Origin of the sequence: Polymorphobacter megasporae (assembly GCF_018982885.2) — a bacterium.
GTDB classification, from domain to species: domain Bacteria; phylum Pseudomonadota; class Alphaproteobacteria; order Sphingomonadales; family Sphingomonadaceae; genus Polymorphobacter_B; species Polymorphobacter_B megasporae.
The window spans coordinates 3,171,555-3,196,302 of the sequence record NZ_CP081848.1 but is presented as its reverse complement, the minus strand read 5'-3'; the positions used below and the strand labels follow the sequence as shown (position 1 = coordinate 3,196,302).

Here is a 24,748-nt window from a genome sequence, read left to right as displayed (position 1 = left end):
CGCTTTCGCGGGGATGACAGCAGTTTGATACAAGAGCTACCCACCCCAGCGCTAAGCTATTGGCGAAAATACCCCCGCTACTGCCGGAAAAACCCCCGCGCCCGGAGCCACAGGAACACCGCCGCCGCCGACCCGGCGACGAGCGCCATCGCCAACGCCGTCCCATGTGCCGCCGTCGTCCACGGCAGCCCCCCGGTGTTCATTCCGAAGATCCCCGTCACCAGCGTCGCCGGCAGCAGCAGCGCGCTGAGGATCGACAGCAGATACAGGTTGTCGCTAGTCCGCGTCGCGGTCTGCATCTCCATCTCCTCGCGGAGCAGCCGGACATTGCCCTGGATCGCGAGCATGTCGCCTTCGACCGCCGCCGTCCGCTGGGCATGCTTGGCGACCGCCGGGAGCAGTTCGCGCGGCACCGCGTCGTCGTCCTCGAGCCTGGCGAGAATTGCACGCAGCCCGCTCATCTGCCGCGACACCTGGATCGACCGCTTGCGGACCACGAGCAACGCGCGCGCATCGGGCTCGTGCCCATCGTCGAGCAACGCGTCCTCCGCCGCCTGCACCGTTGCGGTCAGGTCGGCGGAGACCTCGCTCGCGACCTGCGTCACCCCCGACAGCAGCAGGTCGAGCGCCGCCGCCGTCGTCGCCGGGACCGCGCCTGCCTGGATGCGGCGATGGACGACATCGATCGCGCACAAGGGATGGAGCCGCGCGGTGACGACGCAGCCGGGCAGCAGCAGCACCGTCAGTGCGCCCATCTGCGCCGTCGCGGGCGTGTCGAAATCGCGTTCGAAATCGTGGACGATGAACGCAATCGCGTCGCCGTCGACGAGCGCTCGCTGGTGGCGATCGACCGACAGCAGCAGCTCGCGAACATCGGCGGGCAGCGCGCTATCGTCGAACCAGCGCCGCGTCCATTGGTCGGCGAGGCTGACATGGAGCCAGCGCAGCATTCCCGGCGGCGCGGCGAAGGTAATGTCGGGCAGCGCGGTTTCGATGGGCTCGGCTCCGGCCGCCGAAATGTCGAACCCCCAGATCAGCCCCCGCCGCGCGCCGACGGTCGCAGGCTCGATAGCAGCGTTCATCGATCTTCCCTCCGCTGCCCTTGCGCCGAGCGATACGCGGCGGCGGCGTTGCGGTCGAGCCGCGATGCCCCGACATCCGCCACGCTCAGCCCGAGTGCGCGGCTCCGGCCGGCGCGGGGACGCCGAACGCGCGCGACAGGCCGTGGTACAGCCGCTCGCGGCAAACGATCGTGCTCGCGACCTCGGCGATCAGCGCGGTGAAGAACAGCGGCAGGATCATGCCGCGGCTCGCCGTCGTCTCGGTGATGATGATCACCGCGGTCAGCGGCGCGCGGACGACGCCGACGAAATATCCGGTCATGCCGAGCAGGACGATCGCACCCGCCGGATCGTCGGGGAACAGCGGCGTCAGCAGGTTGCCGACGCCGGCGCCAACCGCGAGCGACGGCGCAAACACCCCGCCCGGAGCCCCCGACAGCGTCGTCGCGAGCGATGCACCGAACTTGGCGACGCCGAACCACAACGGCTGGCCGTGCCCCTCCACGAGCATCTTGGTCGCGTCATAGCCGGTGCCCCATGTCAGCCCGCCGCTGACGATCCCGAGCACCGCCACCGCCAGCCCGCACAGCGCTGCGAAGACCACCGGGCGCGACGTCAGCCGCCGCTGCCACCGCTTGTGGCCCGTGGCGAAGCCGAGGACGAGGCGGCTGAACAGCCCCCCGGCGATCCCGCCGACGATCCCCGCCGCCGGAGCCGCGAGCAGCACCGCACGCAGTGCCAACGTCTTATGCATCTCGCCGAAATAGACATAATCCCCGGCGACGCCGAGGCTGACCATCCCGGCGATCATCACCGCGCCCATGACGAGGATCGCGACGCGCTGTTCGTAGGCGGCGGCGAGCTCCTCGATCGCGAAGGCGACCCCCGCCAGCGGCGTGTTGAACGCCGCCGCGACCCCCGCCGCGCCGCCGGCGATATAGACCCCGGCGCTCAGCGGCACGCGCAACACCCGGTGGACCGCGACCATCACCGCTGCGCTCAACTGGACCGTCGGGCCCTCGCGCCCGGCCGACCCGCCCGCGAGCAAAATGCCGAGCGTCAACCCGATCTTCGCTGCCGCCGCGCGGACCGACACGAGCTTCTGGCTCTCGGGCGCATCGGGAACCCGCGCCGCGGCCATCACCTGCGGGATCCCCGACCCCCGCGCCTCGGGCACATACCGCCGCGTCAGCCAGACTACGCCTGCGAACATCGCCGGGGTCAGGAGCAGCGGCGCATACGGCGCGGCGTGGACGATCTGCACGAACCCCGCGCGAGCGAGATCGCCGCCCTTGGCAAAGGCGAGCGCGACCAGCCCGAGCACCACCGCCCCGATGCCAGTCGCCACCCGCCGCCGGACAGTGTCGACGGTGCCGGGCTCGACGGCGAAGGTACGCGTGATGCGGTCACCGAGGCGGGTGAGGAAAAGGGGAGGGGTCATTGCCGCGCGCTTGTCGTCGCGACAAGCGGGGGATGCAAGCGACGGGGTGTGCCATGATGGTGTACGCTGGTCCGCTAGCGGCTTGTCGATTGCATGCGACAGTCGGAGCGGCGATAATCGCGCATGGCCTTGTATAGAATCGATGTCGCCGCCTTCGATGTCCCAGCCGACTGGCGCGACCAGTCGATTACGGCGTTCAGGCTGCCGGCGGCACCAGATGGCGGTGATGCCAGCTTCGTCGTGACCCGCGACGACGGGAAGGGAGTCGACCCGTTTGTCGCTTATTATGACAAGCAGCGGAAAATCTGTGCCGATAGCCTGCCGGATTTCGTCGAATTGAAATCCGAGATGATCAACGTTCAGGAGCGCGACGCGGCGTGGTTCGAGTTTACGTGGTCGAAGGAGACGACGACGCTGAAGCTCAGGCAGATTTACGTCGATTGCGGCCTTTTCGTCCTGATCTTCACACTGACATGCACGCCCCGCGATCAACCGCTGTTCGAACGTCCGTGGCATGCGCTGATGAGCACGATCGTGTTCGATCGCCTCGACACGACTCCCACTTTCCCAGTTCGCTGAATGACGGCGACTGCTCAGGCGGCAGCGCGGATCGAAGATGAGATCGCGCATGGTTTCGGCCTCGCGGCGATGGTCGCGGGGGCGCTCGTTGGTGTCCTGGCGGGTGCCGCGGTCGTCGCGGCGACCGCGGCAACGGGCGGACTGGCGGCGGTCGTTATCGCCGGAGCGGTGGCGGGGGGTGGACTTGCCGGCGGGCAGATAATGTCCGGGCTGTCGACGATCTTCAATTTGCCGGAGCCGACGACCGGCAAGATCGCAACGGGGTCCCCTAACGTCAAAACCAACAAGCGATTTGCCGTTCGCGTGACCGACGATGTTGCCGATGGCTGTAGCGGTGCGCCGATCAATCACCCGCCATGGCCATTTACAATCGCGGTTCAGGAGGGCTCCGCGACCGTCAAGATCAACGGTCTGCCGGCCGCCCGGCTGACATCGAAGCTGACGTGCGGCGCTCATATCAAGACCGGGTCGCCCAATGTCGTGATCGGCGGGGAAACAAAGCGTGCCGGTTTCGTGTTCGATCTCGAAGCCTGGACCAAGACCGGGCTCGAGGTGCTCGGTATGGGTGCCGCCATCGGTGGTGCCCTGTTTGCGGCGGCGGTTGGTGCCGCGGCGTTCGGCGGCTACCTCGCAATCGGCGCCCTCGGCTATGGCGGGATGGAGGGACTCGGCAAGATCGGCGATGCCCTCGGGCCGGGATATCGCGATCTGCTGCAAGGCGTCGCCGGAATGGGCCTCATCGTCGCCAGCCCGAAGCTGGCGGGCGAGGGACAGACGATCGGCGACCGTGCGAGAATCACCAAGCTATCGAATGAGGGCAAGATCGACGAGGCGCGCGCCATCCTACAACGCCATGTCGATGCCGGGAATTCGAAAGCGGTCGTCGACCGGCTCGATGTTTCGTCACCGCGCGACGGCGGCCATCTTTGGTCGGGAAATGGTGACGCGGCCAAAGCATATGCGACCGCTCACGGCGGGGTTACGTTGGAGGGAACACCGGGCGGTCGTGTAATCGACGGCTGGTCAGACCTGAACACCAAGATGCCTTGGACGAGCGGCGGCAAGGAAGTCTGGGGCGGCGTCTCGGAAAATTATGCGAAGGGATTGTCGGGCGACGTCACCGCGGTGCAGACCCCGACCAAGGCGGCGGTAGGCGGCGGCGATATTTTCAAGGAATACGAATGGCCCGAGGTCCAAAAGGGGTTGGCGAGCGGCAGGATCACCGACTTTAAGGTCGATCCCACTCTCCCCGAACCGCCGCCGCGGACCGGTCCATGAGAAAGGCGATACAGCGATGACCATGGACCGGTTTCAGCGCCAATATGCGGCGCAGGGGCGCGAAAAAGCCGACGGCTATTCCCCCGCCGATTTCGCCGAGATGACGGATGCGGAGCGCGTGACTGCGCGCGACATGATGTTGAAACGCTCCCTTGCCGGGGACACGGTCGACCTGATGGGCCTCCGCTACGTTGGCGATGCCGGCACGGTCGCTGCCCTGCGGCAGGCCGCGTCGCGGGTCGCCTCGTTCGACTGGCGGTGGGATGTGATCCGGCACGAGGTCTTGTTCGATCTGACGCAGGACAAGGCCTATCTTTTCGACCTTGCGACGTATCTCGACGGACGTGATGGGCGTGCGCAGGAAGGGGCGGCCAACGCCCTGGCATGGCGGGTCCTGCCGCGCGACGCCGAGCCGTTCCTCGTCGATCGGATGTGCGATGGTCGTCACGAGGGCGCGATGCTCGGGTTGATGCAGGCATGGCTGGGTTTGCGCGCCGCAGCAGTCTGCGATCCGATGTGCTTTCAGCGACATCTTCCGCTGATCCGGGCGGTAACCGGCGCCGCACCGGCCCGCCGCCGTCAACTGCTCGCGGCTGAACTCACAGTCTGACGGCCTGGCCGTGCGCTAACGCCCGCCCTGCCGCCGCGCACCTCGCGCAGCCTTCGCCTTCGCAAACCGCGTCGTCCGTGTCCCCGGCGCTCCTCCCACCGCGCGGCCCTTCACCGGAGCGACCTTCGCCCCGGTGCTCGGCAGCCCGAGGTCGTCCGCTTCCAGTCGTCGGATCTGATCGCGCACGGCAGCGGCGATCTCGAAGTCGAGGTTGGCGGCGGCGGTTTGCATCTGCTTTTCGAGGTCGGCGATGTACGCCTTGAGGTTGTGGCCGACGAGGTTCGGGGTCTCGTCGTCGCCGGTGTCGACCACCACGCCGTCGCGCATCGACACGTCGGCGAGGACGTCGGAGATGTTGCGCTTGATCGTCGTCGGGGTGATGCCGTGTTCGAGGTTGTAGCTTTCCTGGCGTGACCGGCGGCGGTCGGTTTCGGCCATCGCGCGCTCCATGCTGCCGGTGATCCGGTCGGCGTAGAGGATGACGCGGCCCTCGACGTTGCGCGCGGCGCGGCCGATCGTCTGGATCAGCGAAGTCTCCGAGCGGAGGAACCCTTCCTTGTCGGCGTCGAGGATCGCGACGAGGCCGCACTCAGGAATATCAAGGCCTTCGCGCAACAGGTTGATGCCGACCAGCACGTCATAGACCCCGAGGCGCAGATCGCGGATCAGCTCGATGCGCTCCAGCGTCTCGACGTCGCTGTGCATGTAGCGGACGCGCAGGCCGGCTTCGTGCATGAACTCGGTGAGGTCTTCGGCCATCCGCTTGGTCAGCGTCGTGACGAGGGTGCGGTAGCCGTTCGCCGCGACCTTGCGCGCCTCCGATATGCAGTCCTCGACCTGGTCCTCGACCGGCTTGATCTCGATCGGCGGGTCGATCAGCCCGGTCGGGCGGATGACCTGCTCGACGAAGACGCCGCCGGTCGCCTCCATCTCCCACTTGCCGGGGGTCGCCGAGACGAACACCGTCTGCGGGCGCATCGCCTCCCATTCCTCGAAGCGCAAGGGTCGGTTGTCGATGCACGACGGCAGGCGGAAGCCGTATTCGGCGAGGGTCAGCTTCCGCCGATGGTCGCCGCGCGACATGCCGCCGATCTGCGGCACGGTGACGTGGCTCTCGTCGACGAACAGCAGGGCGTTTTCGGGGAGATATTCGAACAAGGTCGGGGGCGGCTCGCCGGGGAGGCGGCCCGTCAGGAAGCGGCTGTAGTTCTCGATGCCGGCGCAGCTGCCGGTCGCGGCGATCATCTCGAGATCGAAGTTCGTCCGTTGCTCCAAGCGCTGCGCCTCGAGCAACTTGCCCTCGATGTGCATCTCCTTGAGGCGCTCGGTGAGCTCGTGCTTGATCGCCTCTGACGCTTGCTTGAGCGTCGGGCCGGGCGTGACGTAATGCGAGTTGGCGTAGACCTTGATCGAAATCAGGTCAGCGACCTTCTGCCCCGTCAGCGGGTCGAATTCGGTGATCGTCTCGATCTCGTCGCCGAAGAAGACGATCCGCCATGCGCTGTCCTCATAGTGCGACGGGAACAGCTCGACCGTGTCCCCCCGCACGCGAAAATTGCCGCGCGCGAACGCCTGGTCGTTGCGCTTGTACTGGAGCGCGACGAGTTTGCGGATGATCTCTCCGCGGTCGGCGGTCATGCCCTTTTTCAGGCTGAAGGTCATCGCCGAGTACGTCTCGACCGAGCCGATGCCGTACAGGCACGACACCGAGGCGACGATGATGACGTCGTCGCGTTCGAGCAGCGACCGCGTCGCCGAGTGGCGCATCCGGTCGATCGCCTCGTTCACCGAGGACTCCTTCTCGATGTACGTGTCGGAGCGCGGGACATACGCCTCGGGCTGGTAATAGTCATAGTAACTGACGAAATATTCGACGGCATTGTCCGGGAAGAACGATTTGAATTCGCCGTACAGCTGCGCCGCGAGGATCTTGTTCGGCGCGAGGACGAGGGCCGGGCGCTGGACCGCCTCGATCACCTTCGCCGCGGTGAAGGTCTTGCCCGATCCGGTGACGCCGAGCAGCACCTGGTCGCGGTCGCCGGCGTTGGCCTGGGTGACGAGCTCCGCGATCGCCGCCGGCTGGTCGCCTGCTGCCATGTAATCGGTGACGAGGCGGAACGCCTTGCCACCCTCCGACTTCTCGGGCCGCGCCGGGCGGTGGGGGACGAACGCGCCGTTGCTTTCGGGTTCGGCGAGCGAGGTGCGGATCTGGATGGCAGCCATGTCGGGCAATATGGGGCAGGGTCGCGTTTCGTTCCAGTGGGTGCGGCAGTGACTTGCCGAGGTTGTTGATCGGCCCCGGGCAGGTCGAGACGCTTTCCCGACGCGCAGCGATCTGGCAGCGTGGCGTTCCGTGATATTGGAGGCCGTCGTGGATCTGGATCGCCGCTCACTCCTCGCTATCGGTGGAGCCTTTCTGGCGTTGCCGGGCGCGGCGCTCTCGGCTGCACCGCTCCTCGCCGTCCCGTCGGTCGACCGGCTCAAGCTGACGGTCCTGATCGACAGCACGACCAGCGTCTTCGGCGCAGCGTTCTCGCGGCCCGATATCGACGTCGTCCCGCCGCCGATCACCAAGGACTATCACACCGCCTTTGCCGGGCAGTGGGGCTATTCGCTGCTGGCGACGTCGTCCGCTGCGGGTACGGCGCGGACGACACTGATCGACTTCGGCTACACCCCGGCCGCGCTGCTCAACAATATGGCGCTGCTCGGCATCGCGCCCGAGACGATCGATGCGATGGTGCTGAGCCACGGTCACTACGACCATTTCGGCGGGCTCGACGGCTTGCTCGCGACCGGCAAGGTGCGGCGGGGGACGCCGTTATACGTCGGTGGCGAGGAGGCGTTCTGCGCGCGGATTCGCGGGACCGACGCCGATGGCTCGTCGTTCGGGGCGATAGACCGCCCGGCGATCCTCCGCGCTGGCGTCGATCTCGTCGTTTCGGGCGACCCGCGGATCGTCGCCGGGCAGGGCTTCACGACCGGCCGCATCCCCTTCGTCTCATCGGAGCATCCGCGCGTGCCGAGCGGGATGCTCCCCGGGCAGAACTGCGCGCGCGACCTGCTCGATCCGGCCAAGCGCGACAAGGCCTTCGTCGTCGACGATGCCGAGCACGAACTCGGCACGGCGTATAATGTCGCCGGACGCGGGCTGGTCGTGATCGGCTCGTGCAGCCACCGCGGCATCATCAACACCGTCCGCCGCGCGCAAGCGGTGTCGGGGATCGACAAGGTCCACGCGATCGTCGGCGGCTTCCACCTCGTCCCGCCGCAGACCCGCGAGCAGGCGTTCGAGACGCTGGCGTTGATGCAGGCGATCAACCCGGACTATATCATCCCCGGCCACTGCACCGGCGAGACGTTCATCGCGGCAGCCCTCGCCGCGATGCCGAATAAGGTGATCCAGTCGATCGTCGGGTCGAGCTATATCTTCAAGGCGGCCTGATCGAGATCCGGACGAGGTTCGTGGAAAGCCCCGAACCGTAGAAGACAGCTTCTCGATTAAGCTGAGCGATCGATCGGCCAAATCCGCCCAATTGCAGACGGTCCCGATCGTCTATCGGTCGATACTGCTTGGCATCACGTGCTTGCTTCGACAGCATGCGTCTAAGAAAGGGGACGAGGCGATGATCCGAAGGTGTCTGGCCGCTCTGATGGGGCTCGCGTTGCCCCTGTCGGCGCACGCAACATTGCCTCAAGCGTCGGCGACAGTAGTCGTGGTCAAAGCCGCGCGCATGCTCGACGTAGCGGCCGGCAACTACGTTCCAAATGCGGTGATCGTGATCACCGACGGGCTGATAACCGCCTCGGGCAGCGCGCTTGCGGTCCCGGTCGGTGCGCAGGTGATTGATCTCGGCGATGAGACCCTGCTGCCCGGATTGATCGATGCGCACACCCATCTGATGGCCCGAATGGGTGATGGTGCCGACTCGTATGTCCAAACGCTCGCCACTGAATCGTTGGCTCGCCGCGCGCTCGACGGCGCGGCCGATGCGAAGGCAACACTCCTTGCCGGCTTCACGGCCGTGCGTGATGTCGAGAGCGAGGGCAGCGGCTATGCCGATCTCGATCTGCGTGATGCGATCGAGGCCGGATTGGTTGAGGGCCCCCGCATGCAGGGCGCCTCGCGTGGCATCGCGATGATCGGCCAATATTTCCCCTTCGGTGTCGCCTGGGACCAGCCGGAATTTCCGGTGGGCGCGCAGCTGGTTAGCGGCGTCGACGAAGCGCGCCGGGCGGCACGCGAGCAGATCGGTCATGGCGCAGACCTGTTAAAGGTCTACGCCGATTGGAAGGAGCCGACGTTGTCGGTCGAGGAGCTGCGCGCGGTCGTCGATGAGGCGCATCGCTTTCATTGTAAGGTCGCAGCCCATGCCACGACCACGCAGGGCATCGCCAACGCGCTCGCCGCTGGCGTCGACTCGATTGAGCACGGCGATCACCTCACGCCTGTGCTCCTTGCTGAGATGAAGGCCAAGGGCGTCACGTGGGTCACGACTAAGGGCGTCGTGTGGGAGGAAATGCGCAAGGCGCATTCTCCCGCGGTGCAGGCAAAGATCGACGCCTTCGTCGCGATGGTCAGTGCCAATCTCGCCACCGCGACGCGGCTGGGCGTCCGAGTTGCGAGCGGCTTCGATCCGGGTTCCGCCGCCGATCACGGCCGCAACGCGGTCGAGATCGAGGCGCTTGCAAGCTTCGGGCTCGGCAATCTGGGGGCGCTGCGCGCAGCGACGATCAACGCCGCCGCGCTGATGGGCTGGGCGGACAAGGTCGGTGCGCTGACTCCCGGCCATTATGGCGACCTCATCGCCGTGCGCGGCGATCCACTCGCCGACATTGCCATCGTCCAGCATGTCAGCTTCGTCATGAAGGGTGGATTGGTTGTACGCGACGATCGGCGCTAGCTCTTTAGCTCGTCCTGACCCTCCTCATCCGAATAGTGGATTCGATCGGTCTTTACCCTGATGAGCATCAACTGAGTGTGTCGGTCCCAGGCTGGGAACCAAGCACTGCATACTCAAGGACATGGCAGATTAGTGTCCGCCCTCCACCCCTAATCAGCCACTGCGCCTTACCATACCCGGCTCACCCCGAAATGGTCGAAACCCACCTCGTTCGACACCAGCGGGATGCCTTCGATGATCGACTGGGCGATCAGCATCCGGTCGAACGGGTCCTTGTTGGCGATCAGCAGGTTGCCGGCGAATTGGGCGTGCCTTGCGGTCAATGATAGCGAGCTGAAGCCGTGGGCCAAAAGCTGGACCTCGAAATCGCCGGCCAGCAATCGGCCTTCGGGCAGCTTTCCAATCCTGAACTTGGTCGCGATTTCCATCGCAGAAACCGCGCTCGCGAATGTCTCGGTCGCCGCGTCGATCGCTTCGCGTGCGCTTATTGGCATCCGCTCATCGCCCGCCACCCACCACAGCAAGGCATGCGTATCGAGCAGGAGCCTCACTCGCCCTCACCATTCCACAAGGCGAGCTCATCGGCAGGAAGCGGGTCGTTGAAGCGATCATCCCACGCGACCAAACCCTTCATCGACCCGAAGCGGCGGTTCGATTTAGGCGCGGCCAACCGGCCAGGAACGCGCGGCATGGCAGGCTCCGGCTGCCACGTCGATGCCGCCTCGGCCGTGCCCCCGCTTCCCGCCGGCACCAGCCGCACGACCGGCTTGTTGTTGCGCGCGATGATGACCTCGCCGCCCGCCTCGACTTCGGCGATCAGGCGCGACAGGTTGGTCTTGGCTTCGAGGACGTTGACGATCGTCATGGCGGCGTCGCTCCAGCGGGTTAGTCAGGAAGTTAGCCAACCGCCTCAACGCCGTCAATCAGCGTCATAGCGACCGCCCGACTCGGCGTCCGCGGCAGCCGCGAACGCTTCCGAGTCGGAGCGGCGCGTCCCGGGGGCGGACCGCGATTTGCCCCCTGCGGTACAGCCGCGCAGCGGCGGTTTCGGGCACGTCTTCAACCAGCGCGGACAAGCCGTTGACCTTGCTCATTCAGCCTTTGATCACCATATTCATGCTTGTGTCGCGGCGGGTTTCGGGCACTATCTGTAGCCGGTGATCTGGGGGGCGGACACAAGCCGTGGTGGTAGCGGAATATTCCGCGACACTGCGACCGCTCCTCGCACCGGGAGAACGAAAAAAGAACATTGGCGAAGCCGCCGCGATCGTGGACAAGGGTTCGAGGCGAAACGCCGGGACCCGAATTACGTGAGCCGGGCGGCAGGTGGAGTGACGAGAATGACGTTGAGCGGCGAGACGATGACCCTTGAGCCCCCCGTGAGCGGCGCGTCCGCGCATGCGGCGCAAGCGTCCCAGCCCGCCGAGCAGGCTGTGCCCGCGACGGAGCAGCCCGCCGCACCCGCTGCCCCACGCAGTTCGAGCACGGTGATGCCGTGGAAATGGCCGGTCACCGTCGACCGCAGCCGCGACGCGCTGCTTACCGACTTCGGCCGCGAGACGCTCAAGGACCGCTATCTGCTGCCGGGCGAGTCGTATCAGGACCTGTTCGCCCGCGTCGCCGCCGCCTATGCCGACAATGCCGAGCATGCGCAGCGCCTGTACGACTACATGTCGAAGCTGTGGTTCATGCCATCGACCCCGGTCCTGTCGAACGGCGGGACGGGGCGCGGCCTGCCGATCTCGTGCTATCTCAACTCGGTCGGCGACAGCCTCGAGAAGATCGTCGACACGTGGAACGAGAACGTCTGGCTCGCGGCGCGTGGCGGCGGCATCGGCACCTATTGGGGCCACGTCCGCGGCATCGGCGAGCCGGTCGGCCTCAATGGCAAGACCAGCGGCATCATCCCCTTCGTCCGCGTCATGGACAGCCTCACGCTCGCGATCAGCCAGGGGTCGCTGCGGCGCGGGTCGGCGGCGGTATACCTCGACGTCAACCACCCCGAGATCGAGGAATTCCTCGAAATCCGCAAACCATCGGGAGACTTCAACCGCAAGGCATTGAATCTTCATCACGGTGTCCTCGTCACCGACAAGTTCATGCAAGCCGTCAAGGCGGGCGAGAGCTGGGACCTGATCAGCCCGAAGACCGGCGACGTCCGCGCCACCGTCGACGCGCGCGGCCTGTTCACCAAGCTCGTCGAGACGCGGCTGGCGACCGGCGAGCCGTACATCGTCTTCATCGATCACGTGAACGACGCGATGCCCAAGCACCAGCGCGACGTCGGCCTGCGCGTCTCGACGTCGAACCTGTGCTCCGAGATCACCTTGCCGACCGGGGTCGACCAGTACGGCCGCGACCGCACCGCGGTCTGCTGCCTGTCGTCATTGAACCTCGAGATGTGGGACGACTGGCAGGGCAACAAGGGCTTCATCGAGGACATCATGCGCTTCCTCGACAATGTCCTGTCGGACTATATCGAGCGCGCCGAGCCCGAGATGGAGCGCGCGCGCTACGCCGCCGAGCGTGAACGGTCGGTCGGCCTTGGCGTCATGGGGCTCCACAGCTTCTTCCAGGCACGCGGCATCGCCTTCGAGGGCGCAATGGCGAAGTCGTGGAATATGAAGATCTTCCGCCACATTCGTGCGCAGGTGGATGAAGCGTCGATGCACCTTGCCAACGAGCGCGGCGCGTGCCCCGACGCCGCCGACGCGGGCGTGATGGAGCGCTTCAGCTGCAAGATGGCGATCGCGCCGACCGCGTCGATCTCGATCATCACCGGCGGCACCAGCGCGTGCATCGAGCCGATCCCGGCGAATATCTACACCCACAAGACGCTGTCGGGATCGTTCTCGATCAGGAACCCGTTCCTCGAAAAGCTCCTCACCGCCAAGTCGAAGAACAGCGAGAACGTGTGGAACTCGATCCTCGAGCAGGGCGGGTCGGTCCAGCACCTCGACTTCCTCACCCCCGAGGAGAAGGCGGTGTACCGGACGGCGTTCGAGATCGACCAGCGCTGGCTGCTCGAACTCGCCGGCGACCGCACCCCGTACATCGACCAGGCGCAGAGCCTCAACCTGTTCATCCCCGCCGACGTCGAGAAGTGGGACCTGCTGATGCTTCACTTCCGCGCATGGGAGTTGGGTATCAAGTCATTGTATTACCTGCGGTCGAAGTCGATCCAGCGCGCCGGGTTCGCCGGCGGGGTCGAGGCCGACAACACGCCGGACCTGCGCCAGCTCGAGCTGGAGCCGAACGATTACGACGAGTGCCTTGCCTGTCAGTAAGGCGCCCCCGCTGCTCCAGCCTTCGGGCGAAAAGGAGCGGGACCGGCCGGGGCGCGTTGCCCCGGCGGGCGGGTGAGGGGGCCGGCTTCGCGCATTCCACGACGCGCGAACCTGGCCCCCTTGCTTACCGACAGGCGATAGAGTGACGACGACAGCAACCTACCCAATGCTGTCATCCCCGCGAAAGCGGGGACCCAATGTCGCAATGCGTGACTTTGGGTCCCCGCTTTCGCGGGGATGACCCGGCAGACAAGATTTAACGGAGCCACCCCATGTCCCTGCTCAAATCCTCCAACACCTACAAGCCGTTCGAATACCCTTGGGCGTTCGACTTCTGGAAGCGCCAGCAGCAGATCCACTGGATGCCCGAGGAGGTGCCGCTGGGGGAGGATTGCCGCGACTGGGCGCAGAAGCTGACCGAGCACGAGCGTAACCTGCTCACCCAGATCTTCCGCTTCTTCACCCAGGCCGACGTCGAGGTGCAGGACTGCTACCACGAGAAATACGGCCGCGTGTTCAAGCCGACCGAGGTCAAGATGATGCTGACCGCATTCAGCAACATGGAGACGGTCCACATCGCCGCGTACAGCCACCTGCTCGACACGATCGGCATGCCCGAAAGCGAATACAGCGCCTTCCTCAACTATAAGGAAATGCGCGACAAACACGATTACATGGGCACCTTCGGGGTCGACAACGACGGCGACATCGCGCGCACGCTGGCGATGTTCGGCGGCTTCACCGAAGGGCTCCAGCTGTTCGCCAGCTTCGCCATGCTGATGAACTTCCCGCGCTTCAACAAGATGAAGGGCATGGGCCAGATCGTGACGTGGAGCGTCCGCGACGAAAGCCTCCACTGCGAGGGCATCATCAAGCTGTTCCACGCCTTCTGCGCCGAGACCGGCGTGATGACGTCGAAGCTGCGCGACGACATCGCCGACGTCTGCATGCGGACCGTCCGCCTCGAGGACGCGTTCATCGACCTCGCCTTCGAAATGGGCCCGGTCACCGGCATGACGCCGAAGGAAATCAAGCAGTACGTCCGCTTCACCGCCGACTGGCGCCTGAAGCAGCTCGGCATGAAGCCGATCTACATGATCGACGAACACCCCCTGCCGTGGCTGTCCCCGCTGCTCAACGGCGTCGAACACGCGAACTTCTTCGAAGCCCGCGCCACCGAATATTCGAAGGCCGCAACCAAGGGCAACTGGAACGAAGTCTGGGACGCCTTCGACCGCCGAAAGGGCGCGCAGGCGGCGACCTTGGGTGCCGCGAACGAAGGGGATGGCGGGGCGCAGGGCGGGTTACTTGGCGTGGCGGCGGAGTGAGCGAATTGCTACGACCCATATTATGAGATAGAACAAAGGTGGATCGAATAGGAACGACAAGTGGCAACCGAGTTTAGCGGTACACTCTCTTGAGTAGCTCAACCCGACAATACGATGTTCGGGCTATTGCTAATTGGGTACTGGATCGAGCAAATGAGATAAACGCGCCGACTCCGTCTAATATGGCGATGAACAAAATCATATATTTTCTATTTGAGAAAATGCTGGTTGAGGAAGGGCGGAGGATATTTTCTGCTAAAATTGAGGCTTGGGAGCACGGACCTGTCGTCCGTGAAATCTATTCAGAATTTAAGAAATTTGGTGACGCTCCCATTAGGTCCCAAGCAAAAAAATTTTCTCTGGTTTCGCGTCAGTTGGAAATTGCGCTTGACGTCATTGATAACGATGACATCGATAAGTTTTCTGCGATAGTTGATCATTACTTACCAATGTCTGCTTCGACACTAAGGCGAATATCACATGAGCCAAATTCGCCTTGGTTTTCAGTCTGGTCCCATGACGGTTCTTCTAATCCCGGCATGGAAATTAGTGCGAGTATCATTGAAGAAGCCTTTTACGGATACAAGGTACACTCATGATCACATCAGCAGACGCCATTCGCAAGTTGCGGCGCCCGCCGTCGGCACCAAACTGGGTCCGATATATTCATAAGGGAACGCAAGATTCCGCTATAGCGATGGCTCGATTTGCTATCAGCAGTCCGAGAATATCTCTTACTCAGGTATATAAACTGCTTAGCGATATGGCGTGTCTGAAGACTTCATTGAGTGATGCGCTTCATGGTCTTGAAAAAGTTGGTAATCCGTTAGTTCGGCGATTGGGCCGCGAGATATTGACATCTTTTGCGGCTTACAATGAGGTCCGTTTGTTTGACGGAATTAGAACGCTCAATGAATTTTGCGTAAATTATCCTCTCGATCGGGGAGTGTTTGTCCCAGTAAGGCCCACCTTCATAATTGTAGAAGATGACGGACTCACGCCGGTGTTTATTATCGGTTGGACAAGCCTGCCCTTTACTGATTTTCAAAAGAGATTGCTGTCGACGATAATTTATAATGCAGTTTTGACGTTGACCGATTTTATTGGGCGCGATGCAGAGATCGTGTGCTTTCCAAGGGCGAAGTACTCGAAAAGCGAACGGATGCCGCGGGCGTGGAAGGTGTCTAACTATAAGCCTTTCTCAGCTGCGGAACTGTCAGCCCACCTTGACCGCTATGGAAATGCGTTAGACCTTGCGGCAGACATGATTAGATCCATTCTTGGGGACGATGCCTAAGCTGAAATACGCCGGACGAATATCTGCCCTTACATTAAGAATCGCGGACCTCAGTGCTTCCATTGCGTGACCACTCCGCACCGAACGCGACGGGCAGTTCGTCAGCATTAGCGGTTTCGCGAGGTTATTCGTCGAAATATCGGATCAAACGTCCGCGCCATTAAAGATTTCTTCGCATATCCATCCGCGCGTGAAGCACGCGTGTTACGAATATGCCGTCGGCGATTCCGCGATAATAGATTGCGTGGCTTTCACAGCCAAAGTCTCTCAGCGGCGGTTGTCGGTCTGGAACCGCCTCGCCAATGCCGGGAAACTCGGCGATACGGTTGATCACGCCGGTCATGTGCTCGACGTAGCGATCGGCCGTCTACTCGCCAAACCGCTCAAATCCGAAGTCGTAGATGTCGCCGAGATCGCGCTTCGCTAGCGCGCTGAGTTCAACCCGCATGCGCGTGGCGAGCACGCGCGTTGGCGAAGACCTGTTCGACGGTATATGGGCTGACGCCGCTGCGCTCGCCCTCGTTGAGTGCGGCGTGGAGCGCGGCCAGCTTCTCCGCCTCCTCGCGTTCACGCTCGACGAGGGCGGCGATATACGCATCGGCATTGGGATAGCCGTCGTCGCGGACGCGATCGTCGATCCATTGCGCGGCGGGTTCGGCGAGGGTGATGGTTCTTGTCGGCATCGTGGCCTCCTGCACGATCGAGCCTAGCACGCAGCGCGATCCCCGGCCAACCGCGCGCCCCCCGAGATATCGCTGTCCTACACCCTCGCCGATGCGGTAATTTCGCGGGTCGAGTCGGAGGCGGGAGGATGGAATTGGTGACGGTGAATTTCGCGGCGGGTGTTTCGGAACGGGGTTGTCGGCCGGCGGCCGTTGTCTGTCCGCGTGGGGGCTACGTTTCGATCCGGCGTGGCGTCAACTTCATCAACTTCGACAAGCTGGCTTGACACTTTTCATGCCCCAGGCGTGTGAAACATCCCTTCTTCTGGACTTCGTGAACTTCCGCGGGTCGTGGCGCTGCGCGGCACCGGTCGGGCGGATATCCGAGGGGGCGAGTTGCCCGGAAAGCGCCGACGCAAAACGCATGCTTTTGTGTGAACTTATTTTGAACTTAGGCTCGTCCGCACCGGCACGGGCCGCCTGATGGCGACCGGGTTGATCGCGTTGCTCGACGACGTCGCGGCGCTGGCGAAGGTGGCGGCGGCGACGCTCGACGATACCGCCGGGCTGACCGCGAAGGCGGCGGTCAAGGCGGCGGGGGTGGTGATCGACGATGCGGCGGTGACGCCGACCTATGTCGTCGGCTTTGCGGCGGCGCGCGAGTTGCCGATCGTCTGGCGCATCGCGATGGGAAGCCTGCGCAACAAGCTGTTGTATTTGCTGCCTGCCGCGCTGGCGTTGAGTGCGCTCGCGCCGTGGGCGATCACGCCGCTGCTGATGGCGGGGGGCGCGTATCTGTGCGTCGAGGGGGTCGAGAAGCTCGTCGCGGCGTTCGGCGTCGGCGGCGAGCACGGCGCGGCGGCGGAGGTGCGCGACGAGGCGACGCTGGTCGCCGGGGCGATCCGCACCGACCTCGTTTTGTCGGCCGAGATCATGGCGATCACGCTCGGCACCGTCGCCGCCGAAAGCTTCTTGAACCGCGCGATCGTCCTCGCCGTCGTCGGGGTCGGCATCACCGTGCTCGTCTATGGCGCGGTCGCGCTGATCGTGAAGGCCGACGACGCCGGGGTTGCGCTGGCACGGCTGCGCGGGGGGGCGGCGGCTCCGTTGCGCGTGTTCGGGCGCGCGCTGGTGTCGGGAATGCCGGGGCTGCTCAAGGGGTTGGCGGCGGTCGGGACGGCGGCGATGCTGTGGGTCGGCGGCGGGATCGTGCTCCACGGACTCGCGGAATATGGCGTCGCGGGGCCGGGCGATGTCGTCCACCATCTCGCGGTCTTAGCGGGAGGACTGGCCGGGCCGGTCGCCGAATGGGTTGCCGGAGCGCTCGGCGCGGGGGTTGCCGGGGTCGTCATCGGCGGGGTGATCGTCGGCGGGCTGCACGCGTGGCAGGCGCGGCGGGGGCATTGATCGACCCCGATCACGTCGCGGCGCTGCTTCACGCGCGCGCGCGGGCGGGGGAGAGCGTGACGTATTCGGAGGTGCTCGGCGCGCTCGGCTACGCCTTCAGCCGCCCCAAGATGCGGGCGTTGTGCGTGGTGCTGATGGATGTCGACGCCGCCGAGCGCGGGGCGGGGCGGCCCGACCTCGCCGTGCTGGTGGTCCGCCAGAGCGACCGGTTGCCGGGGCAGGGGTGGTGGATCGGGCGAAGCGATTACAAGGGGTTGTTCGTCGGGGCTGAGGCGGCGGCGTATGTCGCGCGGGAGCAGCGGGGGGTGTTTGCGTGGTGGCGCGAACACCCCCGGGCGGGTGCGGCCTAGCTAGACCGCCCCGTCCTTGAAGGTGTTGCAGCCGGCGATCGTCCCGTCGGTTAGGCCTTGCTGGAGCCAGTGGACGCGCTGCGCGCTGCTGCCGTGGGTGAAGCTGTCGGGGACGACGGTGCCCTGCGCCGCCTGCTGGAGGCGGTCGTCGCCGATTGCGGTCGCCGCCTTGAGCGCCTCCTCGACGTCGCCGGGGCTGAGCAGGTCGGGGTTGGCGTGCGCCCAGACCCCGGCGAAGCAGTCGGCCTGGAGCTCGAGGCGGACCGAGACGGCGTTGCGCTGGCGCGCCGAGCCCCGCGACATCGCCGCCTCGGCCTGGTCGGAGATGCCGAGCAGGTTCTGGACGTGGTGGCCGATTTCGTGGGCGATGACATAGGCTTGGGCGAAGTCTCCCGGGGCGCCGAAGCGGCTCGACAGCTCGTCGAAGAAGCTCGTGTCGAGGTAGACCTTGCTGTCGGCGGGGCAGTAGAACGGCCCCGATGCCGAGGATGCGCCGCCGCATTTCGACTGGGTCCGGCCGGTGTAGAGGACGAGCTTGGGGTCAACGTAGCGGACGTTGGCCTGTGCCGGGAGGAGCTTCGCCCAAGTATCCTCGGTCGAGGCGAGGACCTTGCGGACGAAACGCTTGCTCGAGTCTTCCTGACCGGTGGCCGCGGCCGGGCCGGGGGCGGCGACGTCGTCCTGCGGTTGGCCGATCTGCTGGGTCGGGGCGCTGCTCCCGCCGCCGCCAAGCCCGCCGACGAGACTGCCGAGATTGCCGAGGCCGCCGAAGATCAGCACGATGATGCCCAACACGACGACCCCGCCGCAGCCGAAGCGGCTGAGGACGAAGCCGAACAGCATCGGGACGAGCCCGCCGCCGATGCCGCCGCCACCGCCGCCGCCGAAGCCGAACCCGCCGCCGCCACCCTGGCCGCGGTCGTCCTCGACATTGCTGCTCTCGCGTTCGTCGTCCAGCCGCATGCCCGCGCTCCTTCGTTGCCGCGGCATAACGTGCCGCAGCCGTATCTGTTGCCGGACCCATATCTCGGATCGATATCGTCATGCTATGGCCCGCTGCGGAGAGTTAAAGCCATGCTCGCACGCCGCTTCCTGTGGATCATCGCCGCCGTCATCGTGCTCGTCGTCGGGGCGGCGCTGGCGTACCGGCTGTTCGGCGCGCGGTTGATCGCGGCGGCGCTGGTGCCGACGGTGCGCTTCGCCGACAGCCGTGTTGCGCCGCCGCCCGACTATGCGCTGCCAACGGCGTGGGCCGCGAACCCGATGCTGGCGACCGACCCGGCGCGCTGGGCTCCGCCGGGCTACGCCGCCGCGCCGCACCCGCGGGTCGCGGTGTTCTTCATCACCCCGACCGCCGATCTCGGTCGCGACCACTGGAACATGGCGGTCGGCGATGCGGCGGTCGAGCCTCGGATCGCGGGGTCGATGCGGTCCGACGCGAGCGTGTTCAACGGCATCGGCGCACTCTGGGCACCGAAGTACCGGCAGGCGGTATTCGGAGCTTCGCTGGTGGCGTCGCCCGATGCAACCAAGGCGCTCGACCTCGCCTATGGCGACGTGCTGCGGGCGTTCGATGCCTTCGTCGCCGCCGCGCCGAAGGAGGCGCCGATCGTGCTGGCCGGGCACGGGCAGGGGGCGCTTCACCTGCTGCGGATGCTACACGACCGCGTCGCCGGACAGCCGATCGCGCAGCGGATCGTCGCTGTCTATGCGGTCGGCACGCCGGTCTCGCTCGCGGCCGACCTACCCGCGCTGGGCATCGAGCCGTGTACGACTCCCGAGGCGACGCACTGCCTACTGACGTGGCAGAGCTTTGCCGAGCCCGCCGACATCGCTGCGAGCCGCGCGGTGTTTGACGCGACCCCGGGACTAACCGGGCGGAGCCGCAAGGGAACGCGAGTCGTCTGCGTCAATCCGCTGCTTGGCGTGGCGACGGCGAAGGTGGCGGCTCCGGCGGCGAACATCGGCTCGCTGGTCCCCGGCGCTACGCCCGAGGCCGCGACGATCGTCGCGGGTGGGATCGGCGCGCGATGCCTACCGTCGGGTATCGTCTCGATCGGCGATCCGCCGGGGGCGTTGGACAAGTACGTCCTGCCGGGCAACGACTATCAGGTGTATGATTACAACCTGTTCTGGGCGAACATTCGCGCCGATGTCGAGCGTCGGGTCGACGCGTTCATTCCCGGATGATCGTCGACCCGGGCGGGTTCAAGGCCGAGCTGCCGCAGGGGGGTCGCCTGGCGGGCCTTGACGTGGGCACGCGCACGATCGGCATCGCGACGTGTGACGCGGGGTGGAGCTTTGCCACTGCGCTGATCACGATCCAGCGGACCAAGTTCACCCCCGACCTCGCGATACTGAAGCAACTGCTCGAGAAGGAGCGGATCGTCGGGCTGATCGTCGGCCTGCCATTGAGCATGGACGGCAGCGATTCGCCGCGAACCCAGTCGGTCCGGCAGTTCGCCAAGTCGATCGAGAAGCCGCTCGAGCGTCCGATCCTGCTGTGGGACGAGCGCTGGTCGACGCAGGCGGTCGAGCGCGCGCTGATCGACGCCGACCTCAGCCGAGCAAAGCGGCATGCGATGATCGACAAGCTCGCCGCCGCGTACATCCTCCAGGGGGCGATCGATGGGCTGATGGCGGGGACGCTCCTAGGTTAGCCCGGGCTCGGTTGAGCCGTGCCGCTGCCGCGTCGGCTCGCCCTTCCCGAATGTTGTCATAGCGGCTAGACGAAGCGCGATGACGCCACCCCCCCTGCAGAGCGTGCTGCCCGAAGGCGTCCACCCTTTTCCTCATCGCCATCTGCTCGGCATTGCCGAGTTGAAGCCGTGGGAGATCACCTGGCTGCTCGATCAGGCCGAGGGCTGGATCGAGGTCAACCGGGGCCTGCGCAAGCGCGACGACCGGCTGGCGGGGCTGACGCTGATCAACGCCTTCTTCGAGAACTCGACCCGGACGCTGCTGAGCTTCGAGATCGCTGGCAAGCGGCTCGGGGCTGACGTCGTAAACATGACGGTCGCGGCGTCGTCGGTGAAGAAAGGCGAGACGCTGCTCGACACCGCGCTGACCCTGAATGCGATGCACCCCGACCTTATCGTCATCCGCCACGGCGAGTCGGGGGCGGTCCAGCTGATCGCCGAGAAGGTCGACTGCCCGGTTTTGAACGCCGGCGATGGGCGTCACGAGCATCCGACGCAGGCGCTGCTCGATGCGCTGACGATCCGGCGGCGCAAGGGGCGGATCGAGGGGCTGACCGTCGCGATCTGCGGCGATATCCTCCACAGCCGGGTGGCGCGGTCGAACTTCCAGCTCCTCGGCAGCCTTGGCGCCAAGGTCCGAGCGGTCGCCCCGCCGACGCTGGTCGGGGCCGACGTCGACCGGCTCGGGGTCGACGTCTACACCGACATGGATGCGGGGCTCGACGGCGCGGATGTCGTCATGATGCTCCGCCTCCAGCGCGAGCGGATGAGCGGGGCGTACGTCCCCTCGACCCGCGAGTATTTCCACTTCTACGGCCTGACCGCGGCGCGGCTGGCGGCGGCCAAGCCCGACGTGCTGGTCATGCACCCGGGGCCGATGAACCGGGGGGTCGAGATCGACACCGCGGTCGCCGACGACATCGCCCGCTCGGCGATAAGCGAGCAGGTCGAGATGGGCGTAGCGGTCCGGATGGCGTGCCTCGACGTGCTGACGCGGCGGTCGCGGGCGGTCGCGGGATGGTGATTGCTTTCACCAACGCCCGGGTGATCGATCCGGCGAGCGGTCGCGACGCGCGCGGCTCGGTGATCGTCCGCGACCGGGTGATTGAGGCTATCGACGGACCGGTAGCAGCCGACACTCGTGTCATCGACTGCGGCGGGCGGATCGTCGCCCCCGGGCTGATCGACGCGGGGGTCTTCGCCGCCGATGCGCCGGCGTGCCTCGCGGGGGGCATTACCCGTGTCGTCTTGATGCCCGATCGGTCGCCCCCGCTCGATGATCCGGCGCTGATCGAGTTCGCCCAGCGGATCGGCAAGCCGCATGTCTGGGTCCACCCGCTCGCAGCGGGGACGCAGGGGCTTGCGGGGGTCGAGCTCGCCGAGATCGGACTGTGTCAGGAAGCTGGAGCGGTTGGGGTCGCGACCGGGCGCGGGGCGATCGCCGACGCCGGGGTCATGCTCCGGCTGCTCCAATATGCCAGCGGCTTCGACCTCGTCGTCGTCACCCATGCCGAGAACGCCGCGCTAACCGTCGGCGCGGTGGCGACCGCGGGTGAGTTCGCCACCCGGCTCGGCCTCCCCGCTGCGCCGGCCTTTGCCGAGGCGATCGCCGTCGCCCGCGACCTGCGGCTGGCGGCGGCGACGGGCGCGCGGCTCCATATCCGGCAGGTCACGACCGCCGAGAGCATCGACCTCGTCCGCGCCGCCAAGGCCGCGGGGACTCGCGTGACGTGCGGGGTCACGCCCGGGCACTTCCTGTTGGGCGACCAGTCGGTTAGCGGCTACCGCAGCTTCGCCCGCCTGTCGCCGCCGCTGCGCCATGACGACGACCGGCGAGCGGTCCTTGCGGCGATCGCCGACGGGACGATCGACGTCGTCGCCAGCGGCCACGACCCGCGGACGCAGGAGGACAAGCGCCTGCCGTTCGCCGATGCTGCCCCCGGCATGGTCGGGGCCGAGACATTGCTGGCGCTCGCGGGGACGCTGGTCCGCGACCATGATATGAGCTGGCCGGCGCTGCTGGCGACGATGACGAGCACCCCGGCGGCGCTGTTCGGGCTTCCCGGCGGGCGGCTCGAGGCGGGTGCCCCGGCCGACCTGATCGTCTTCGATCCCGGCGCGCCGTGGCGGATCGATGCCCAGACGATGGCGGCGGCGGCAGGCAATACCCCGTTCGACGGCCTGCCGGTCCAGGGCCGGGTAACGATGACTGTCAAAGGAGGCGAGATCGCATGGACGCTGTGAAGGTCGCGCTCGCAAGTGTCGCGCTACTGCTGGTTGCGGCGAAGCGGGTCCCGGTTCCGGTGACTGCCGCGCCCGCCGCGGCCCCGGGGCCGAGCATCAAGCAGGGGGTCGAGCTGTGGCGCGCCGGTGACTATCCGGGGGCGGTGGCGATGTGGCAACCCTTTGCCAACGCTGGCGATCCCGACGCGATGTTCAATATCGGGCAGGCGTATAAGCTCGGGCGCGGGGTGCCGATCGATGCGGCGGTGGCGCGTGACTGGTACCGTAAGGCGGCGGTGAAAGGGCATCTCCCGGCGCAGGCCAACCTCGGCATCGCGCTGTTCCAGGCGGGCGAAAAGCCCGAGAGCATCAAGTGGCTACGGACCGCCGCAGACCGTGGCGAGGCGCGCGCGCAATACGTCCTCGGTATCGCGGCGTTTAACGGTGATGGTCTGCCGCGTTCACAATCATTGGGTTACGCCTATCTGTTGAGGGCGCAGGCAAGCGGCCTACCACAGGCTGTAACCGCGCTCGGCAGTATTACGCCCGGCCTGTCCCCGGCCGACCGGACCGCGGGGGAGGCGGTCGCTGCCAGTCTCGCCGCCGGGGCCGGGGTACCGCCGGCGCTTGCCGCGGCAACCGGGCCGCGGATGGTCGCGCCGATCCGGACCCCGCCGACCGCAGTCGAGATCGCGGCGATGCGCGCCACTTCGGCCCCCACTCAGCCGCCCGCACAAGTGTCCGCACAGGCCCGCACGCCGGTTGTCACGCCGCCGAACCCAGTGCCGACAGTGGGCACGCCCGGCATGGCGACAGCGTCCAATGTTCCGATGTCTTCCGCTCAGTCGAGAATCGCGTCGGTCGACACCTCGCGCACCACGACGGTGACGCGGACGACCACCCCGCCCGTCCGTGCGACCCCGCCGGAAGTCATTGCCGCCCGGCCGATCCCGCAGCCGACCCCGGCGCAAGCCGATGCGGCGGCAGCGGCACGCGTCGCGAACCCTGCGTTCCAGGCCGCGCCGGCACATGCGCTCCCGACCACTCCGGCAACTGCGCCGTCGGCGATCGCGACGACCGACGTGCCCGCATCGAAACCGGTGGCGCTCGCGCCTGCGCGGACGGCGTCGGCTGATCCGCTCGCGACCGCGCCCGCGAGGACGGTCACGACACTATCGACAAAGGCGGCGACTGCGGCGCCAGCAAAGCCGGTGCAGACTGCCACGCTCAAGCCGTTCGAGACGATCGACAAGCCGGTGACGCGCAAGCCCGACGGCTGGCGGGTCCAGCTCGGGGCGTTCTCTGCGCGCAAGCTCGCCGACAATGCATGGGCAAGCGTCAAGGAAAGCGCGGCTCCGGCCAAGCCCATCTTTGCGACCGACGGCCCGGTGGTGAAGCTTCAGATGGGGCCGTATGCGACGCGCGATGCAGCGAAGGCGGCGTGCGCCAAGCTGACCGAGGTGGGCAAGGCTTGCTTCGTTACGACGGGTTAGAAATCTGAGTTTGCGGCTAACTTGCCGGAGGTAACTCTAATCCCGTCTAGGATGGTGCGCGGAACGCTCGCGTCTTAAAACAATTCAGGTCCGCATTCGTATTAGAATTTCGCATGCGGCGTACTCGGT

25 protein-coding genes are annotated in these 24,748 nt (G+C 66.0%); 17 read left to right on the top strand and 8 right to left on the bottom strand.

The annotated features are described in order from the left end of the window. Positions 1–77 precede the first annotated feature (77 nt). On the bottom strand, positions 78–1,082 hold the full coding sequence (locus tag KTC28_RS14945; RefSeq protein ID WP_255602059.1) for a CorA family divalent cation transporter: 1,005 nt from the start codon (positions 1,080–1,082) through the stop codon (positions 78–80). A gap of 85 nt (positions 1,083–1,167) precedes the next feature. Further along, a complete protein-coding gene (locus KTC28_RS14940) occupies positions 1,168–2,502 on the bottom strand; it encodes a chloride channel protein (RefSeq protein ID WP_216707932.1) in 1,335 nt (444 codons plus the stop codon). Between the two features lie 123 nt (positions 2,503–2,625). On the opposite strand from KTC28_RS14940, the gene KTC28_RS14935 reads away from it, so the two are divergent. From KTC28_RS14935 to KTC28_RS14925, 3 genes are read left to right on the top strand one after another with little or no spacing between them, the layout of a single operon-like run. Beyond that, complete coding sequence (locus KTC28_RS14935; protein WP_216707931.1) at positions 2,626–3,081, top strand: DcrB-related protein; 456 nt, start codon at positions 2,626–2,628, stop codon at positions 3,079–3,081. Then, positions 3,082–4,359 (top strand): PAAR domain-containing protein, encoded by a 1,278-nt coding sequence (locus KTC28_RS23175; protein WP_216707930.1) that lies wholly within the window; start codon positions 3,082–3,084, stop codon positions 4,357–4,359. It begins immediately after the preceding gene. Between the two features lie 16 nt (positions 4,360–4,375). Then, positions 4,376–4,969: a hypothetical protein gene (locus KTC28_RS14925; protein ID WP_216707929.1), complete on the top strand. Its 594-nt coding sequence runs from the start codon at positions 4,376–4,378 to the stop codon at positions 4,967–4,969. A 15-nt stretch (positions 4,970–4,984) separates the two neighbouring features. Here KTC28_RS14925 and uvrB read toward each other — a convergent pair whose 3' ends face one another. Then, the gene (gene uvrB, locus KTC28_RS14920) at positions 4,985–7,192 is read right to left on the bottom strand and encodes an excinuclease ABC subunit UvrB (RefSeq protein WP_216707928.1); all 2,208 of its coding nucleotides are present in this window, start codon (positions 7,190–7,192) and stop codon (positions 4,985–4,987) included. A 148-nt stretch (positions 7,193–7,340) separates the two neighbouring features. Here uvrB and KTC28_RS14915 point away from each other — a divergent pair, with 148 nt between their 5' ends. Further along, complete coding sequence (locus tag KTC28_RS14915; RefSeq protein WP_216707927.1) at positions 7,341–8,414, top strand: MBL fold metallo-hydrolase; 1,074 nt, start codon at positions 7,341–7,343, stop codon at positions 8,412–8,414. Positions 8,415–8,703: 289 nt separating this feature from the next. Continuing rightward, positions 8,704–9,873, top strand: a complete 1,170-nt coding sequence (locus KTC28_RS14910; protein WP_216707926.1) for a metal-dependent hydrolase family protein — start codon at positions 8,704–8,706, stop codon at positions 9,871–9,873. A 167-nt stretch (positions 9,874–10,040) separates the two neighbouring features. On the opposite strand, the gene KTC28_RS14905 is transcribed toward KTC28_RS14910, so the two are convergent. Both KTC28_RS14905 and KTC28_RS14900 read right to left on the bottom strand, forming a co-directional pair. Beyond that, a complete protein-coding gene (locus KTC28_RS14905) occupies positions 10,041–10,424 on the bottom strand; it encodes a type II toxin-antitoxin system VapC family toxin (protein ID WP_216707925.1) in 384 nt (127 codons plus the stop codon). Beyond that, the gene (locus KTC28_RS14900; RefSeq protein WP_216707924.1) at positions 10,421–10,738 is read right to left on the bottom strand and encodes a type II toxin-antitoxin system Phd/YefM family antitoxin; all 318 of its coding nucleotides are present in this window, start codon (positions 10,736–10,738) and stop codon (positions 10,421–10,423) included. The genes KTC28_RS14905 and KTC28_RS14900 overlap by 4 nt, the downstream gene beginning before the upstream one ends. A 475-nt stretch (positions 10,739–11,213) precedes the next feature. Here KTC28_RS14900 and KTC28_RS14895 point away from each other — a divergent pair, with 475 nt between their 5' ends. From KTC28_RS14895 to KTC28_RS14880, 4 genes are all read left to right on the top strand, one after another. Next, positions 11,214–13,160, top strand: coding sequence for a ribonucleoside-diphosphate reductase subunit alpha (locus KTC28_RS14895; protein ID WP_439650103.1), 1,947 nt, complete (start codon positions 11,214–11,216; stop codon positions 13,158–13,160). Positions 13,161–13,432: 272 nt separating this feature from the next. Then, complete coding sequence (locus KTC28_RS14890; protein ID WP_216707923.1) at positions 13,433–14,488, top strand: ribonucleotide-diphosphate reductase subunit beta; 1,056 nt, start codon at positions 13,433–13,435, stop codon at positions 14,486–14,488. A 188-nt stretch (positions 14,489–14,676) separates the two neighbouring features. Next, positions 14,677–15,087 carry a Panacea domain-containing protein gene (locus KTC28_RS14885; RefSeq protein ID WP_216707922.1) on the top strand — a complete coding sequence of 137 codons (411 nt, stop codon included), beginning with the start codon at positions 14,677–14,679 and terminating at the stop codon, positions 15,085–15,087. Then, the gene (locus tag KTC28_RS14880; protein ID WP_216707921.1) at positions 15,084–15,785 is read left to right on the top strand and encodes a hypothetical protein; all 702 of its coding nucleotides are present in this window, start codon (positions 15,084–15,086) and stop codon (positions 15,783–15,785) included. The genes KTC28_RS14885 and KTC28_RS14880 overlap by 4 nt, the downstream gene beginning before the upstream one ends. Before the next feature lie 160 nt (positions 15,786–15,945). Here KTC28_RS14880 and KTC28_RS23300 read toward each other — a convergent pair whose 3' ends face one another. Continuing rightward, the gene (locus tag KTC28_RS23300) at positions 15,946–16,089 is read right to left on the bottom strand and encodes a type II toxin-antitoxin system RelE/ParE family toxin (RefSeq protein WP_369426591.1); all 144 of its coding nucleotides are present in this window, start codon (positions 16,087–16,089) and stop codon (positions 15,946–15,948) included. On the opposite strand from KTC28_RS23300, the gene KTC28_RS22885 reads away from it, so the two are divergent. Continuing rightward, entirely contained in the window at positions 16,030–16,212 is a 183-nt protein-coding gene (locus KTC28_RS22885) for a hypothetical protein (RefSeq protein ID WP_255602058.1), read from the top strand. The genes KTC28_RS23300 and KTC28_RS22885 overlap by 60 nt on opposite strands. A 10-nt stretch (positions 16,213–16,222) precedes the next feature. On the opposite strand, the gene KTC28_RS14870 is transcribed toward KTC28_RS22885, so the two are convergent. Beyond that, the gene (locus KTC28_RS14870) at positions 16,223–16,468 is read right to left on the bottom strand and encodes a ribbon-helix-helix domain-containing protein (protein WP_216707919.1); all 246 of its coding nucleotides are present in this window, start codon (positions 16,466–16,468) and stop codon (positions 16,223–16,225) included. Positions 16,469–16,930: 462 nt separating this feature from the next. On the opposite strand from KTC28_RS14870, the gene KTC28_RS14865 reads away from it, so the two are divergent. Continuing rightward, positions 16,931–17,854 carry a DUF808 family protein gene (locus KTC28_RS14865; protein WP_216707918.1) on the top strand — a complete coding sequence of 308 codons (924 nt, stop codon included), beginning with the start codon at positions 16,931–16,933 and terminating at the stop codon, positions 17,852–17,854. After that, a complete protein-coding gene (locus tag KTC28_RS14860) occupies positions 17,830–18,204 on the top strand; it encodes a ribose-phosphate pyrophosphokinase (RefSeq protein WP_255602057.1) in 375 nt (124 codons plus the stop codon). Before KTC28_RS14865 ends, KTC28_RS14860 begins: the two co-directional genes overlap by 25 nt. On the opposite strand, the gene ypfJ is transcribed toward KTC28_RS14860, so the two are convergent. Next, on the bottom strand, positions 18,205–19,167 hold the full coding sequence (gene ypfJ, locus KTC28_RS14855; protein ID WP_216707916.1) for a KPN_02809 family neutral zinc metallopeptidase: 963 nt from the start codon (positions 19,165–19,167) through the stop codon (positions 18,205–18,207). It abuts the gene before it with no gap. A 111-nt stretch (positions 19,168–19,278) separates the two neighbouring features. Here ypfJ and KTC28_RS14850 point away from each other — a divergent pair, with 111 nt between their 5' ends. The 5 genes from KTC28_RS14850 to KTC28_RS14830 all read left to right on the top strand — a co-directional run bounded on the left by KTC28_RS14850 (position 19,279) and on the right by KTC28_RS14830 (position 24,619). Further along, on the top strand, positions 19,279–20,394 hold the full coding sequence (locus KTC28_RS14850; RefSeq protein ID WP_216707915.1) for a DUF3089 domain-containing protein: 1,116 nt from the start codon (positions 19,279–19,281) through the stop codon (positions 20,392–20,394). Next, positions 20,391–20,864: a Holliday junction resolvase RuvX gene (ruvX, locus tag KTC28_RS14845; RefSeq protein ID WP_216707914.1), complete on the top strand. Its 474-nt coding sequence runs from the start codon at positions 20,391–20,393 to the stop codon at positions 20,862–20,864. Before KTC28_RS14850 ends, ruvX begins: the two co-directional genes overlap by 4 nt. A 79-nt stretch (positions 20,865–20,943) precedes the next feature. Beyond that, positions 20,944–21,927 carry an aspartate carbamoyltransferase catalytic subunit gene (locus KTC28_RS14840; RefSeq protein WP_216707913.1) on the top strand — a complete coding sequence of 328 codons (984 nt, stop codon included), beginning with the start codon at positions 20,944–20,946 and terminating at the stop codon, positions 21,925–21,927. Then, positions 21,921–23,147 (top strand): dihydroorotase, encoded by a 1,227-nt coding sequence (locus KTC28_RS14835; protein WP_216707912.1) that lies wholly within the window; start codon positions 21,921–21,923, stop codon positions 23,145–23,147. The genes KTC28_RS14840 and KTC28_RS14835 overlap by 7 nt, the downstream gene beginning before the upstream one ends. Continuing rightward, positions 23,135–24,619: an SPOR domain-containing protein gene (locus KTC28_RS14830; RefSeq protein ID WP_216707911.1), complete on the top strand. Its 1,485-nt coding sequence runs from the start codon at positions 23,135–23,137 to the stop codon at positions 24,617–24,619. The genes KTC28_RS14835 and KTC28_RS14830 overlap by 13 nt, the downstream gene beginning before the upstream one ends. Positions 24,620–24,748 lie beyond the last annotated feature (129 nt).